Origin of the sequence: Arthrobacter sp. NicSoilB4, assembly GCF_019977335.1 — a bacterium.
GTDB lineage: Bacteria > Actinomycetota > Actinomycetes > Actinomycetales > Micrococcaceae > Arthrobacter.
Map to the genome: position 1 here is coordinate 3555885 of NZ_AP024653.1, position 14342 is coordinate 3570226.

A 14342-nucleotide genomic window follows, 5' to 3' on the forward strand; every position below is an offset into this window, starting at 1 on the left:
CTTAACACCATGTCTACCCCCGAAAACCCCGGCACCCCAGGCGAGCAGCACGTCCCCGAACGGCGCGAAATCACCGTGCGCCGGGCGCCGAAGTACGTGCCGTTCCTGGTTTTGGGCGGACTAGTGGGCTTCGGCGTGGCTGCCTTCCTCGCGTACGGCCTCCCCGGCGATGAAAGCTACGATGCCGCCGCCGTGTTCGGCTTCTTCATGATTATGTGCGGCGCCGGCGGCGTCATTCTGGGCGGCGCGGTTGCTCTTGTCCTGGACCGATTGAGCGTCCGGCGGGCCAAGCGCGCCGTCGTCGAGTCCGTCCCGGATTCCGTTCCCGACGATGGGGACCAGCAGGGGGCCTGAGCGGCCGCAGGTCATAAACGGGCCACCGGGAAAGTCCTAGCGCACAACGTGAGATAATCAACCAGTGGCACGCGGCGATGGAAAACTTTCTCATGACCTTCTCTCTGGCGAAAAAGGCCCCCAGGACGCATGTGGCGTCTTCGGGGTCTGGGCTCCCGGCGAAGAGGTTGCAAAACTCACCTATTACGGGCTGTACGCACTGCAGCACCGCGGTCAGGAGTCTGCTGGCATAGCGACCAGCGACGGCAAGCGGATCAACGTCTACAAGGACATGGGACTCGTGTCCCAGGTCTTCGACGAGACCACGCTGAACACCCTGACCGGGCACCTGGCCGTCGGCCACTGCCGTTACTCCACCACCGGCGCCAGCCACTGGGCCAACGCGCAGCCCACCCTGGGTGCGACCGCGACCGGCACCGTGGCCCTGGCCCACAACGGCAACCTGACCAACACCGCCGAGCTCAAGGCCATGATCGAGGACCGCAACGGCGGCCAGCTCAGCGGCGAAATGAAGCAGGGCAACACCTCGGACACCGCCCTCGTCACCGCCCTGCTCGAGGGCGAAGAGGGCAAGTCGCTCGAACAGACCGCAATGGAACTCCTGCCCAAGATCAAGGGCGGCTTCTGCTTCGTCTTTATGGATGAAGGCACCCTCTACGCGGCCCGCGACACGTACGGCATCCGCCCGCTCTGCCTGGGCCGGCTGGAACGCGGCTGGGTGGTCGCCTCCGAGCAGTCCGCCCTCGCGACCGTCGGCGCCAGCTTCATCCGCGAAATCGAACCCGGCGAATTCATCGCCATCGACGAGGACGGCGTCCGCTCGGAGCGCTTCGCCGAGGCGACGCCGGCCGGCTGCGTCTTCGAATACGTGTACCTCGCCCGCCCCGACGCCTCCATCGCAGGCCGGTCCGTGTACGAGTCCCGGGTGGAGATGGGCCGCCAGCTGGCCCGCGAGAACACCCAGGAAGCGGACATCGTTATCCCGGTACCGGAGTCCGGCACCCCCGCCGCGGTGGGCTATGCCGAGGAATCCGGGATCCCCTTCGCGCACGGCTTCGTCAAGAACTCCTACGTGGGCCGGACCTTCATCCAGCCCTCGCAGACGCTGCGCCAGCTGGGCATCCGGCTCAAGCTCAACGCCCTGGAATCCGTGATCCGCGGCAAACGCGTGGTGGTGGTGGACGACTCGATCGTCCGCGGCAACACGCAGCGCGCCATCGTTCGGATGCTCCGGGAAGCGGGCGCCGCAAGCGTCCACATCAAAATCTCCTCCCCGCCGGTCAAGTGGCCCTGCTTCTACGGCATCGACTTCGCCTCCCGCGCGGAACTGATCGCCAACGGCGCCACGATCGATGAAATCACCCAGGCCATCGGCGCCGACTCGCTGGCCTACATCTCCGAAGACGGCATGATCGAAGCCACCCGCCAGCCGCGCGAACGCCTGTGTACCGCCTGCTTCACCGGCAAGTACCCGATCGAGCTTCCGGCCGCGGACAAGCTGGGTAAGAACCTGCTCGAACGCACCGACCTCGGCGGCATCCCCGCCGGCACCGCGGCACCCGCTCCCGCCGGCCCCGGGCCCGCCCGCTCCGCTGCGGGGACCGACGTCGATCCCGGCACCGCCGCGGATGAGGACCCCGCCGAGAAGGCCGGCGCCACGGGCTGCGATCCGGGACCGGACGCCGAATTCGAAGAACTGCTCACCGATGCCGACCGCGTCACCACAGCCGACAAGAAAGAGCCAGTATGACTTCCGCCTCCCCGGCCGCTGACATGAACGCCGCCCAGAACGCCGTCGGCATCACCTACGCCTCCGCCGGCGTCGACGTCGAAGCGGGCGACCGCGCCGTCGAACTTATGAAGGGCGCCATCAAGGCGACCCACAACTCGTCGGTGATCGGCGGCGTCGGCGGCTTTGCCGGCCTGTACGATGTCTCGAAGCTGCTCACCTACAAGCGACCGCTGCTGGCCACGTCCACCGACGGCGTGGGCACCAAGGTCGCCATCGCGCAGGCCATGGACATCCACGACACCATCGGGTTCGACCTCGTCGGCATGGTGGTCGATGACATCGTGGTGGTGGGCGCCGAGCCGCTGTACATGACTGACTACATCGCCTGCGGCAAGGTTGTTCCGGAGCGCATCGCGGACATCGTCCGCGGCATCGCGGCCGCCTGCTCCGTTGCCGGCACCGCCCTGGTGGGCGGCGAAACCGCCGAGCACCCGGGCCTGCTGGGCGAACACGAATACGACGTGGCCGGTGCCGCCACCGGTGTGGTCGAAGCCGCCGACCTGCTGGGCCCGGACCGCGTCCGCGCCGGCGACGTCGTGATCGGCATGGCCTCCTCCGGGCTGCACTCCAACGGCTACTCCCTGGTCCGCCGCGTCATCAACCATGCCGGCTGGGCCCTGGACCGCCACGTTTCCGAGTTCAGCCGCACGCTGGGCGAGGAACTCCTGGAACCGACCCGCGTCTACGCCGCAGACTGCCTGGACCTGGCCCGCACCTTCCCGGTGAACGGCTCCGCCGCCGGCCAGGCCGTGCACGGCTTCAGCCACGTGACCGGCGGCGGCCTCGCCGCCAACCTGGCCCGTGTCCTGCCGCAGGGCCTGCTGGCCACCGTGGACCGCGCCACCTGGCAGCTCCCGGCGATCTTCCGGCTCGTCGCCGAGTTGGGCAACGTCCCGCTGGCCGACCTGGAGCGCACGCTGAACCTCGGCGTCGGCATGGTCGCGATCGTCTCCCCCGAAGCCGCCGACGCCGCCGTCAACCGCCTCAACGAACGCGGACTGCCGGCCTGGGTCATGGGCACCGTCGAGGAAAACTCTGACTCGGTGGTCAAGACCGGACCGGACTACGTCCAGGGCGCCAAGGGCGTCGACGGCGGCGCCGTCCGGCTGGTCAACGCCTACGCCTAACCCGCTCCTCACCAACATCGAGTGCTCCATAGCTGCCGTTTAGCACCTCCAAAACGGCACCTTTGGAGCACTCGATGTGTGTTTAAGCCGGCCTAGACCTCCAGCAAGCTGAACACGCCGCCCTGCGGGTCCTCGAGGGTGGCGATGGTGCCGTCTTCCTCGGCCTCGTCCGGTTCAATCAGGACGGTGCCGCCGGCAGCCACAGCCGCTGCAACGGCGATGGGGACACTCGACACCCCGAAGAACACCTGCCACCCCGGCTTGAGCGTGCCTTCCGCGTCCGCCGGGACCGCCGCGATTCCGGCCACCTCGGCGCCGTCCACGATCAGTGTGGTGTACTTGCCGCCGTCGTCCTGCGGGTATTCGGTCACGTCGTGCCCGAAGATCTGCTGGAAGAATCCGACGGCGGACTGCGGCTCGGGCGTCAACAGTTCGGCCCAAGTCAGGGCTCCGGGTTCCCCGCCGCGGGCGGTACCGACGTGACTCCCGGCCTGCCAGGCGCCGGTGGTGCCGCCTCCGGGCGGGGCGAAGAAGACCATCACACCGGTTTCGCCCACCGCCTCCGGACCAAATTCAAGGGTTCCGCCGGCGTGGCCGATGCCGGCGGCGAGTTCCGCTGCGTCGGGGGACGCGAAGTACACGTTCCACCGCGGGGTCGCTCCGGCGGACTCCTGCTGCGGGTTCTGCGGAGCGATGACCGTGACCAGATCGTCGCCCACGAACGCCTGCGCGTAGCTGCGCCCGTCCGGGGTGGGCAGGTCCTCAAAGCGCCAGCCGAACACGGCGGCATAGAAGGACTTGGCCGCGCCGACGTCGCTGGTCTGGAGGTCCGTCCAGCAGACCTCGCCTTCGGTGAATCCCGTGCGCATGGTCATGGCAATCCTTCCGGAAACTTTTGCTGCGGGGACGCGTGGAGCCGGCAGCTTCAACCTAGCCTGAGGGCCCTGCATGGACAACTGTCCTGTCCATCGCGGCGCCCGGGGCCGGCCGCAAAATCCGGGCAGCAGAAAACCCGCCGTCCACGCCCGTACAGGGAGTGGCCGGCGGGCCTGAAATCACGTGGTCGGCAATCCGCTAGCGGAACAGCATGCCGGAAAGAAGTGTCGACTAACCTATCCGACGGGTATCTACCTCGTCGTCGTCCTCTTCCACATCGTCCGCGTACTTATCCACATAAGCCGAATAGTCCGGCTCAACGGGCTCACTCGAGAAACGACTCGGTGCACGACCCTCAGAGCTCTTGAGCTCACGCTGAAGAGCAGAGTAGTCAGTGTTCGGGGAATAGTACTTAATATCCCGAGCCTGCTTGGTAGCTTTTGCCTTTTGACGGCCGCGCCCCATGGCGTGACCCCCTTTTGTACTCGGACCGGAGGTGGTCACCATTGGCGATCGGTGAGGCCCCGGAATGTTTGGTCAATTTGTCGTACACCTAGATTACATGCTTTCTGCTGCAACTGCTCCCCGCGACGGCGGCCGTGGACAGTGTTGCCCGCACCGCGGGCCCGTACGGCGCCCCGGCGGCATGCGGCCCGCACGGCATCTTAGATAGAGTTCCGTAGTGGACTTACGGAAACGGGTCCTTCCGCCGGGCGTCCAGCCGCGGCAAAGACGCACGAAAGTGGTGAATCCTCAGTGACCGAAGAGAACGAAAGGCCCGGCGGCGCCGGCGCGCCTGGGGTTCCCCCTGCCGGTGTACCCGGCGGACGGTCTGCCCCCGCCATGCAGTTTGCCGTGCCCCCGAAGCCTTCAACACCGCCAACCTCCGCGACGCCGGTGGTCCCGGCGGCCGCCCCCGGCGAGCCTCCGGTTGCGCGTCCTGCTGCGCAGCCCCCTGCGCAGCCGGCGGCACCGCCCGCACCGCCGCCCGTCCGCCCCTTTGTGCCGCCGGTCAACCGGCCCGACGCCGGGCAGCCCGGCTCCCGGCGTCCCGGAACCTCCCGGGGCGCTGCGGGAGCCGCAGGCGGCGCCCTGGCTGGGGCCGGCAAGGCAGCAGCTGCGAAGGCATCGCAGCTCGGCGGCCGGCTCCGCCGCCAGAGTCCCGCAAGGCTCGGCGCCGCGGTGGCCGCCGTCGTCGTTATGAGCCTCCTGATCTGGTGGCTGACCTCACTCGGCGCCAGCAAGCAGCCTGCCGCTGATACCTCCCCGGCCGCTGCCGCCGCCACGACGCCGTCCGCCCCCGCGAGCCGCGGGGCGCTTCCGCTGGAGGGCGTCGGCCCAATGGACTTCCAGGCCGGCGACTGCTTCAAGGATTTCGACCCGGACGCGCCGCAGTCCACCATTGTGGATTGCGCCACCGGCCACTCCGCGCAGCTGATCGCTATCGAACACTACGCGGCATCCGACGCCTACCCGGGCAGGGATCCGCTCAAGCAGCGGGCTTTGGACGCCTGCAAAGCCGCGCCCCTGACCGACAAGTCTGCGGACTACGTTCTGAGCTACAAGCTCGCCTACCCGAGCTCCTCGAGCTGGGACAACGGGGACCGCCGGGTGGACTGCTACGTCACCGCGGACACCGGGAACGTCATCATGGAATCGCTGGTCCCCTAGGGGCTTCCCAGGGAACCCGCGCGGGAAATCTGCGCGAGAGAATGGCCAGCCGGAGCAAAAGTCCGGCTGGCCATTCGTGTCCGACGCGAGATCCTACTCCTTGCGCCGGACGGACAGCCCGCTGCCGGTGGAGGCGCCGCCGTCGGGCCGGTCCGACGCTTCGGCCCCGCCCATAGTCAGCTCCGTAAAGTCCGGTGCCGTATCCACGAGCACGGTGTCGCCGTCGGTGATGTCGCCGGCCAGGATGGCCTTGGCCAGGCGGTCGCCGATTTCGCGCTGCACCAGGCGGCGCAGCGGCCGGGCGCCGTAGGCCGGATCGAAGCCGGTCACCGCGAGCCAGGCCCTGGCCCCCTCGGTCACTTCCAGGTTGAGCCGGCGGTCCTTGAGGCGTTCGCCCAGTTCCTTGACCTGCAGCTCCACGATCCGGGACAGCTCCTCGATGCTCAGCGGGTCGAACAGCACCACTTCATCGAGCCGGTTCAGGAACTCGGGCTTGAAGGAAGCGTGGACGGTGGCCATGACGGCATCGCGCTTGGCTGCGGCGTCCAGGCCCGGATCCACCAGGAACTGGCTGCCAAGGTTGGAGGTCAGGACCAGGATCACGTTGCGGAAATCCACCGTGCACCCTTGGCCGTCGGTGAGGCGGCCGTCGTCGAGCACCTGCAGGAGGATGTCGAAGACCTCCGGGTGGGCTTTCTCCACCTCGTCCAGCAGCAGCACGGAGTACGGCCGGCGACGGACGGCCTCGGTAAGCTGGCCGCCCTCCTCATAGCCCACGTAGCCGGGAGGGGCACCGACGAGCCTGGCCACTGAGTGCTTCTCCGAGTATTCGGACATGTCGATCCGCACCATCGCGCGTTCGTCGTCGAACAGGAAGTCGGCCAGGGCCTTCGCCAGCTCGGTCTTGCCGACGCCGGTGGGGCCCAGGAACAGGAAGGAACCGGTGGGCCGGTTGGGGTCGCTGATCCCGGCCCGGGCGCGGCGGACGGCGTCCGAGACCGCGGTGACAGCCTTGGTCTGGCCGATCAGCCGCTCGCCCAGCACGTGCTCCATCTCCAGCAGCTTCTGGCTCTCGCCCTGCAGCATGCGGCCCGCGGGGATCCCGGTCCAGGCCGAAATCACCTCGGCGATATCGCCCGCGGTGACCTCGTCGGCGACCATCTGCCCGGACTTATCCGGCACGGCCGCCTCGGCCTCGGCGGCGGCGTTCAGCTCCCTTTCCAGAGCGGGGATCTCGCCGTAGAGCAACCGGGACGCCGTCTCCAAATCGCCCTCACGTTCGGCCTTCTCTTCCTTGGAACGCAGCTCATCAAGCTTGGCACGGAGGTCGCCGGCCCGGTTCAGGCCCGCCTTCTCGGCCTCCCAGCGGGCGTTCAGGCCCGCGAGCTCTTCCTTCTTGTCCGCCATGTCCGCGCGCAGGGCCGCGAGGCGTTCCACCGAGGCGGGATCCGTCTCGCCGGCCAAGGCGAGTTCCTCCATGGTCAGGCGGTCCACCTGGCGGCGCAGCTGGTCGATCTCCTCAGGGGCGGAATCGATTTCCATGCGCAGCCGGGACGCCGCCTCGTCCACGAGGTCGATCGCCTTGTCCGGCAGCTGCCGGCCGGAGATGTACCGGTTCGAGAGGGTCGCGGCCGCCACGAGGGCGGAGTCGGAGATGGAGACCTTGTGGTGGGCCTCGTAGCGTTCCTTGAGTCCGCGCAGAATGCCGATGGTGTCCTCCACGCTGGGCTCGCCCACGTAGACCTGCTGGAACCGGCGCTCCAGGGCGGGGTCCTTTTCGATGTTCTCGCGGTACTCGTCCAACGTGGTCGCACCGATCAGCCGCAGCTCGCCGCGGGCGAGCATGGGCTTGAGCATATTGCCGGCGTCCATTGAGCTGTCCCCGGTGGCGCCTGCGCCGACCACGGTGTGGAGCTCGTCAATGAACGTGACGATCTGGCCCTCGGAGCTCTTGATCTCCTCCAGGACCGCTTTGAGCCGCTCCTCGAACTCGCCGCGGTACTTGGCACCGGCCACCATCGAGGCGAGGTCCAGTGCGATCAGGGTCTTGCCACGCAGACTTTCCGGAACGTCATTGGCGACGATCCGCTGCGCAAGGCCCTCGACGACGGCGGTCTTGCCGACGCCGGGCTCGCCGATGATGACGGGGTTGTTCTTGGTGCGGCGGCTCAGCACCTGGATGATGCGGCGGATCTCTGCGTCGCGGCCGATCACCGGGTCCAGTTTTCCGGAGCGGGCGACCGCGGTGAGGTCGGTGCCGTACTTCTCCAGCGCCTGGAAGGAGTTTTCCGGGTCGGCGTTGTCCACCTTGCGGTCGCCGCGGACACCCGGCAGGGCGGCGAGCAGGGCCTCGTGGGAGGCACCGGCGTCGCGCATCAGCTTCCCGACGGCGTCGCTTCCGGACGCGAGCCCCAGCAGCAGGTGTTCGGTGGAGACGAAGCTGTCACCGAGCCGCTCGGCCTCGTTCTGGGCGTTCTTGATGGCCTGCAGCGCGGTGCGGGACAACTGCGGCTGCTGCACCGAACTGCCGGACGTGGAGGGCAGTGCCTTGATGGCCGAGCTGGCCTGGACGCTGACGGAATCCGGGTCCGCCCCCGTGGCGCGGAGAAGTGCGACGGCGACGCCCTCGCGCTGGTCCATCAGCGCCTTGAGCAGATGCGCGGGTTCGAGCTGGGGGTTGCCCGCCGTCGAGGCGTTCATGGCGGCAGCCGCGAGAGCCTCCTGGCTCTTGGTGGTGAATTTGGCGTCCAAAGAGAGCTCCTTCCGGGAACATGCTGGTATTAAAGTTGAGTGTACTCCGCTCAACTTTGCATCGAGTCCCTTTGGGTCCATGTTTGCCGACGGCGAAATGGCTGTCTAGGGCCGGAGTCCCCGCGGGCGCCCGGCCCGCCACCCCGGGACATGCCCTCCGCCCGGGCCCGCCACTGGACATGGTCCCACTATGCCCAGCCTTGGCGCCCAGGACTGGACATGTCCCCCTGGGTTGGCGCCCAGGGGGACATGCCACCTGGGGGGCGCCTGACAAACCAACCGGGCGGGCAGCGTTTTCGGTCCGGCCGGGAAATCACTTAACGTTGCTTAATGCCGGACGGCCTCCCTACTGTAACTGAGGTCACAGGAGCCAACAACAACGCGAAGGAGGGCCGGGATGCGCACGAACGCCACAAGTGTTGCCGCGGACCGCCCCGCCCCGCACGTGTCGGCCGCTGCTGTGGCCCGGGCGGCAGGGGTCTCCTCCGCCGCGGTGTCCTACGTCCTCAACGGCAAGAGCGGCGTCTCGCCGGAAACCCGGCGCCACATCATCCACGTGGCAAACGAGCTGGGCTTCAGGCCCCGTAAGTCCTCGCAGTCCACCGATGTCCAGCGCACCCGGGTGATCGGCCTGATCCTGCCGAACATCATCAACCCCATGTTTCCGAGGTGGGCCCAGGGCATCATTTCCGCCGCGGCCGACTCCGGCTACGAGGTTTTCGTCGCAACCACCCAGGACGATCCGGACGTGCTCGCGCAGGTCACATCGACCCTCGCCAACCGCAACGTGGACGGCATCATCCTGGCCGCGTCACTCCGGGACGACGCCACCGCGCTCCGCACCCTGAGGGCCGCCCGGATTCCGTATGTCTGCCTCTCGCGGCGGGCCGACTTCCTCGACTCCGACTTTGTCGGGATCGACGACGACGCCGCGGCGACGACGCTGATGCAGCACATCCTGAGCCATGGATTCACGGAGATCGCCACGGTGATCGGGCCGCGGTTTTCCACCGCGTCCCTGGCCCGGGAACAGGCGTTCGTCCGCACCGCCGCTGCCGCGGGAATCACCATCAGCGGTGACCGCAAGATCAGCACACGGGTCAACAACGAAGGCGGACGGCTGGCGGCCGAGCGTCTGTTCTCCGCGGAGACACCGCCGCAGGCCGTCGTGTGCGGGAGCGACGAACTGGCCATTGGCGTCATGGAATACGCCCTGGCCCAGGGACTGCGGATTCCGGAGGACGTCGCCGTCGCCGGCTGCGACGGACTCCCGCACAGCCGATCCGGGCTCATCAACCTGACCAGCATCGTCCAGCCCCAGCAGGAAATGGCCCACGAGGCCTTCGCCATGCTGCTCAGACGCATCGAAGCCCCCTCCGGCACCTACAGCTCAAAAGTGTGCCCGCACCGCCTGCATATCGGGCGGACCTGCGGCTGCACCCCTCCGGCCCGCTAACCCCGCCAACACACCGCACTTCCGGCCAGCCACCCTGGCCCCTGCCCTGCTGCCCGGCCTCCGGGCTGCCCGAACCGCCCATCCACCTGCCCTGACCACCAATTCAAGGACGAAGACCCATGTCAGTTGTATCCGCACCAACGAAGATGCGCACACCAAAGGAAATCAACGGTGTGATCCTCCGCAGAGTCATGCCGCTCCTCATCGGCGCCTACATCATGGCGTTCCTGGACCGCACCAACATCGGCATGGCCAAGGACCGGCTGGAGATTGACCTCGGCATCTCCGCCACCGCCTACGGCATTGGCGCCGGGCTGTTCTTCCTGACCTATGCCCTCTCCGAAATCCCGTCCAACCTGATCATGCACAAGGTGGGCGCGCGTTTCTGGATCATGCGGATCATGATCACGTGGGGCATCATCTCCGCCTGCATGGCCTTCGTGCAGGGCGAATGGTCCTTCTACATCATGCGGATGCTGCTCGGCGTCGCCGAGGCGGGGCTCTTCCCCGGCGTGATGTACTTCCTGACCCAGTGGTTCGTCGTGAAGGACCGCGCGAAAGCCAACGGCATGTTCCTGCTGGGCGTGTCCATCGCCAACATCGTCGGCGCACCGCTGGGCGGCCTGCTCCTCACCATGGACGGCTTCGGCGGCCTGCACGGATGGCAGTGGATGTTCATCATCGAGGGCCTGCCCGCCTGCATCCTGGCCTACGTGGTCTGGAAAAAGCTTCCGGACCGCCCCACCCAGGCAACGTTCCTCACCCCTGAAGAAGCCACGGACCTCGAAGCCCGCATCGCCGCCGAGGAAAAGGCAGGCGCTGAAGCGTCCGGCAACCACCGTCTCCGCGACATCCTCCGGGACAAGCAGATCCTGCTGGTGGTCGGCATCTACTTCACGCACCAGATCGCCGTCTACGCCCTGTCCTACTTCCTCCCCTCGATCATCGGCACGTACGGCAAGCTCAACCCGCTGCAGATCGGCCTGCTGACGGCCATCCCGTGGATCTTCTCCGCCGCCGGCGCCCTGCTGATTCCCCGGTTCGCCACCGACGGCCGGCGCTCACGCCTGCTGGTCACCGGCACCATGATCGGCATCGTCTCCGGCTTCGCCCTCGGCGCCGTCGGCGGCCCCCTGCTCGGCATGATCGGTTTCTGCCTGGCCGCGTTCAACTTCTTCGCCCTGCAGCCGATCCTCTTCACCTACCCGGCCACCCGGCTCACCGGCGCCGCCCTCGCCGGCGGCATCGCCTTCGTCAACACCATCGGCCTCTGCGGCGGCTTCCTCGGCCCGTACGTGATGGGCATGATGCAGGACGCCACCGGCTCCAAGCTCTCCGGGCTCTGGTTCATCGTGGGCATGTGCATCATCGGCGCACTTCTCTCGCTCGTGCTCAAGCGCGGTGCCGAAAAGCCCCAGCTCGCCCCCGCAGCCCACTAAAGCCACACGGACCCGACTGATCCTGCTGACGCGCGCCTGAACCGCGGGCGTCAGCAGGATCAGTCCACCGCTCCACCAACGCAAGGATTGTCATGGATTTCAGTTCAAAGAGGGTGCTGGTCACCGCCGGCGCCAACGGCATCGGCCTGGCCATCGCCACCAAGTTCCAGTCGCTCGGCGCCGCCGTCTTCGTCACGGACATTGACCCCGACGCCGTCGAGAAGGCCCGCGTCAACGGCCTCGCCGCCGCCGTCAGCGACGTCTCCGACGAGGACCAGGTCCGCGAACTGATGGCCCTGGTCCAGTCGGAACTGGGCGGCCTGGACGTCCTGGTCAACAACGCCGGCATCGCCGGGCCCACCGGCCCGCTCGAATCGCTGGACACGGCCGCCTGGAAAACCACCTTCGACGTCAACATCCACGGCCAGTTCTTCTGCATCAAGCACGCCCTGCCGATGCTGCGTCAGGGCCGGGAAGCCTCGATCGTGAACCTTTCCTCCGCCGCCGGGCGGCTGGGCATGGCCGGGCGCAGCGCCTATTCGGCGTCGAAGTGGGCCGTCATCGGGCTGACCAAGACCCTCGCGATCGAACTCGGCCCAGACCGGATCCGGGTCAACGCCATTTGCCCCGGCGCGGTCAACGGCCCCCGGATCGACGCGGTCATCGCGGCCAAGGCGCAAATGCTGGATCTGCCGGCGGACCAGGTCTCCGAGCTCTACCTCAACCAGTCCTCGCTGGGACGGCTCATCGAAGCCGAGGACATCGCCAACATGGCCGCCTTCGCCGCAAGCGACATGGCCCGCAACGTCAACGGCCAGGCCCTGGCCGTCGACGGCAACACCGAGAAACTCTACTGATCCGGCCCGCCCGGAAAATTCGGCCCACCCTAGGAGACGTTCCCATGGCTGCTTCCCGCAAAGTCATCATCACCAGCGCCGTCACCGGCGCCATCCACACCCCGTCCATGTCCCCGCACCTGCCGGTCTCCCCCGATGAGATCGCCGACGCCGCCATCGGCGCCGCGGAGGCCGGCGCCGCGATCGTGCACATGCACGCCCGCGACCCCCGGGACGGGCGGCCGTCCCAGGATCCGGAACACTTCGCCCCGATTCTCGACAAGCTCAAGCGCAACACCGACGCCGTCATCAACATCACCACCGGCGGTTCGCCGCACATGACCGTGGAAGAGCGTATGCAGCCCGCGGCCCTGTTCAAGCCCGAACTCGCGTCCCTCAACATGGGTTCGATGAACTTCGGCCTGTACCCGATGCTGGACCGTTTCACCGAGTTCGGCCACGACTGGGAGCGGGAAGGCCTCGAGAAGAGCCGCGACCTGGTTTTCAAGAACACTTTCCAGGACATCGAGACCATCCTGGGCATCGGCAACGAGAACGGAACGCGCTTCGAGTTCGAGTGCTACGACATCTCGCACCTGAACAACCTGGCGCACTTCCACGCCCGCGGCCTGGCCAGGGGCCCGCTGTTCGTCCAGTCCGTTTTTGGCCTGCTCGGCGGGATCGGCGCCCACCCGGAGGACCTGATGCACATGCGCCGCACCGCGGACCGGCTCCTCGGCGACGACTACCAGTGGTCCATCCTGGGCGCCGGCAAGAACCAGATGCCCCTGGCCACCATCGGCGCCGCCATGGGCTCCCACGTCCGGGTGGGGCTGGAGGACTCGCTCTGGATCGGCCCCGGACAGCTCGCAACTTCCAACGCGCAGCAGGTCACCCGGATCCGCACCATCCTCGAGGCTCTCAACTTCGAGGTCGCCACCCCGGACGAGGCCCGCGAAATGCTGCAGCTCAAGGGCCGCGACAAGGTCGGTTTCTAAGCACATGAGCATCCTCGTGGCCCCGGACAGCTTCAAGGGGACCTTCACCGCCGTCGAGGTTTCCCGCCACATCGCGGCCGGGATCCGGTCCGCCGGGGGCGATGCGATCGAGCTGCCGGTGGCCGACGGCGGCGAAGGAACCTTTGACGTGCTGGTCCGGGGCCTGGACGCACGGCAGGTCAGCGTCAGCACCGTCGGACCGTGGGGCGATGCCGTCACGGCGGCGATCGGGCTGACGGCGGACGGGACCGCCGTCGTGGAACTCGCCGCCGCCAGCGGACTCAACCTGCCCTCCAGCCGGGGGCGGGATCCCTTGGTTGCCAGCACCTACGGCACCGGCGTGCTGATCGCCGAGGCCGCCCGGCTGGGGGCCCGCCGGATCCTGGTGGCATGCGGCGGGTCCGCCACGACCGACGGCGGCGCCGGCGCCATCGCCGCGATCGAGGAACTCGGCGGACTCCGCGGCGCAGAGGTGGCGGTCCTGAGCGACGTCACCACCCGGTTCGGCGATGCCGCACGGGTCTTCGGACCTCAGAAAGGCGCCGGCCCGGCGGCCGTGGATCTGCTCACCGACCGGCTTGAGCAGCAGGCCCAGGCGTTTCTCCGCGAACACGGCCGTGACCCGCGCACCGTGGACCGAACCGGGGCCGCCGGAGGTTTTTCCGGGGGGATGTGGGCACGCTACGGGGCTGCACTGGCCTCCGGCGCGGACTACGTGCTGGACCTCCTGGACTTCGAGCAGCACCTCTCCGGCTGCAGCGCGGTGGTGGTTGGAGAGGGCCGTCTGGACTCACAGACCGGCCAGGGCAAGATCATCGCGGCCGTTCTTGCCCGGCGCGGCGCCAGGAGCGTGTACGCCGTCGTCGGGTCCGTAGGTTCCGACCTGGGCGATTACGCCAGCAACTTCGACGACGTCATTGTTGCCAGCGACGCGGCCGCGATGGTGGCCGCCGGCGCCCGCGTGGCGCGCACCGCGGGACATGCCCTCCGCTAGCTCCCGCCACTGGACATAGTCCCCATATGCCCACCCTCCGGGCCAAAG

General features: G+C 68.0%; 12 protein-coding genes. 9 read left to right on the forward strand and 3 right to left on the reverse strand.

Features of this window, described 5'->3' with window-relative positions; translation table 11 throughout:
* Positions 1–9 precede the first annotated feature (9 nt).
* The 3 genes from LDO13_RS16345 to purM all read left to right on the forward strand — a co-directional run bounded on the left by LDO13_RS16345 (position 10) and on the right by purM (position 3273).
* On the forward strand, positions 10–354 hold the full coding sequence (locus LDO13_RS16345) for a hypothetical protein (protein ID WP_224047724.1): 345 nt from the start codon (positions 10–12) through the stop codon (positions 352–354).
* A 64-nt stretch (positions 355–418) separates the two neighbouring features.
* Positions 419–2104 (forward strand): amidophosphoribosyltransferase, encoded by a 1686-nt coding sequence (gene purF, locus LDO13_RS16350; protein ID WP_224047725.1) that lies wholly within the window; start codon positions 419–421, stop codon positions 2102–2104.
* The gene (purM, locus tag LDO13_RS16355) at positions 2101–3273 is read left to right on the forward strand and encodes a phosphoribosylformylglycinamidine cyclo-ligase (protein ID WP_224047726.1); all 1173 of its coding nucleotides are present in this window, start codon (positions 2101–2103) and stop codon (positions 3271–3273) included. Before purF ends, purM begins: the two co-directional genes overlap by 4 nt.
* Positions 3274–3365: 92 nt before the next feature.
* Here purM and LDO13_RS16360 read toward each other — a convergent pair whose 3' ends face one another.
* Together LDO13_RS16360 and LDO13_RS16365 are read right to left on the reverse strand one after the other, a co-directional pair.
* Complete coding sequence (locus tag LDO13_RS16360) at positions 3366–4148, reverse strand: VOC family protein (protein WP_224047727.1); 783 nt, start codon at positions 4146–4148, stop codon at positions 3366–3368.
* Positions 4149–4380: 232 nt separating this feature from the next.
* A complete protein-coding gene (locus tag LDO13_RS16365) occupies positions 4381–4614 on the reverse strand; it encodes a DUF3073 domain-containing protein (protein WP_224049818.1) in 234 nt (77 codons plus the stop codon).
* 390 nt (positions 4615–5004) lie between these two features.
* Here LDO13_RS16365 and LDO13_RS16370 point away from each other — a divergent pair, with 390 nt between their 5' ends.
* Positions 5005–5820 carry a septum formation family protein gene (locus LDO13_RS16370; RefSeq protein ID WP_224047728.1) on the forward strand — a complete coding sequence of 272 codons (816 nt, stop codon included), beginning with the start codon at positions 5005–5007 and terminating at the stop codon, positions 5818–5820.
* Positions 5821–5913: 93 nt separating this feature from the next.
* Here LDO13_RS16370 and clpB read toward each other — a convergent pair whose 3' ends face one another.
* Entirely contained in the window at positions 5914–8571 is a 2658-nt protein-coding gene (clpB, locus tag LDO13_RS16375) for an ATP-dependent chaperone ClpB (RefSeq protein WP_224047729.1), read from the reverse strand.
* A 397-nt stretch (positions 8572–8968) separates the two neighbouring features.
* Between clpB and LDO13_RS16380 the strand changes: the two genes are divergently transcribed.
* From LDO13_RS16380 to LDO13_RS16400, 5 genes are all read left to right on the forward strand, one after another.
* Positions 8969–10027, forward strand: coding sequence for a LacI family DNA-binding transcriptional regulator (locus LDO13_RS16380; RefSeq protein ID WP_224047730.1), 1059 nt, complete (start codon positions 8969–8971; stop codon positions 10025–10027).
* A 119-nt stretch (positions 10028–10146) separates the two neighbouring features.
* On the forward strand, positions 10147–11466 hold the full coding sequence (locus tag LDO13_RS16385) for an MFS transporter (RefSeq protein ID WP_224047731.1): 1320 nt from the start codon (positions 10147–10149) through the stop codon (positions 11464–11466).
* A gap of 92 nt (positions 11467–11558) precedes the next feature.
* Positions 11559–12323: an SDR family oxidoreductase gene (locus tag LDO13_RS16390; RefSeq protein ID WP_224047732.1), complete on the forward strand. Its 765-nt coding sequence runs from the start codon at positions 11559–11561 to the stop codon at positions 12321–12323.
* A 44-nt stretch (positions 12324–12367) separates the two neighbouring features.
* Positions 12368–13300: a 3-keto-5-aminohexanoate cleavage protein gene (locus tag LDO13_RS16395; RefSeq protein WP_224047733.1), complete on the forward strand. Its 933-nt coding sequence runs from the start codon at positions 12368–12370 to the stop codon at positions 13298–13300.
* 4 nt (positions 13301–13304) lie between these two features.
* Positions 13305–14294 (forward strand): glycerate kinase, encoded by a 990-nt coding sequence (locus LDO13_RS16400; RefSeq protein WP_224047734.1) that lies wholly within the window; start codon positions 13305–13307, stop codon positions 14292–14294.
* The last annotated feature ends 48 nt before the right edge of the window (positions 14295–14342 follow it).

Coding starts and splice junctions, on each gene's coding strand:
- LDO13_RS16345 (WP_224047724.1), top strand. CDS start 10: ATGTCTACCCCCGAAAACCCCGGCACCCCAGGCGAGCAGCACGTCCCC.
- purM (WP_224047726.1), top strand. CDS start 2,101: ATGACTTCCGCCTCCCCGGCCGCTGACATGAACGCCGCCCAGAACGCC.
- LDO13_RS16360 (WP_224047727.1), bottom strand. CDS start 4,148: ATGACCATGCGCACGGGATTCACCGAAGGCGAGGTCTGCTGGACGGAC.
- LDO13_RS16365 (WP_224049818.1), bottom strand. CDS start 4,614: ATGGGGCGCGGCCGTCAAAAGGCAAAAGCTACCAAGCAGGCTCGGGAT.
- LDO13_RS16380 (WP_224047730.1), top strand. CDS start 8,969: ATGCGCACGAACGCCACAAGTGTTGCCGCGGACCGCCCCGCCCCGCAC.
- LDO13_RS16385 (WP_224047731.1), top strand. CDS start 10,147: ATGTCAGTTGTATCCGCACCAACGAAGATGCGCACACCAAAGGAAATC.
- LDO13_RS16390 (WP_224047732.1), top strand. CDS start 11,559: ATGGATTTCAGTTCAAAGAGGGTGCTGGTCACCGCCGGCGCCAACGGC.
- LDO13_RS16395 (WP_224047733.1), top strand. CDS start 12,368: ATGGCTGCTTCCCGCAAAGTCATCATCACCAGCGCCGTCACCGGCGCC.
- LDO13_RS16400 (WP_224047734.1), top strand. CDS start 13,305: ATGAGCATCCTCGTGGCCCCGGACAGCTTCAAGGGGACCTTCACCGCC.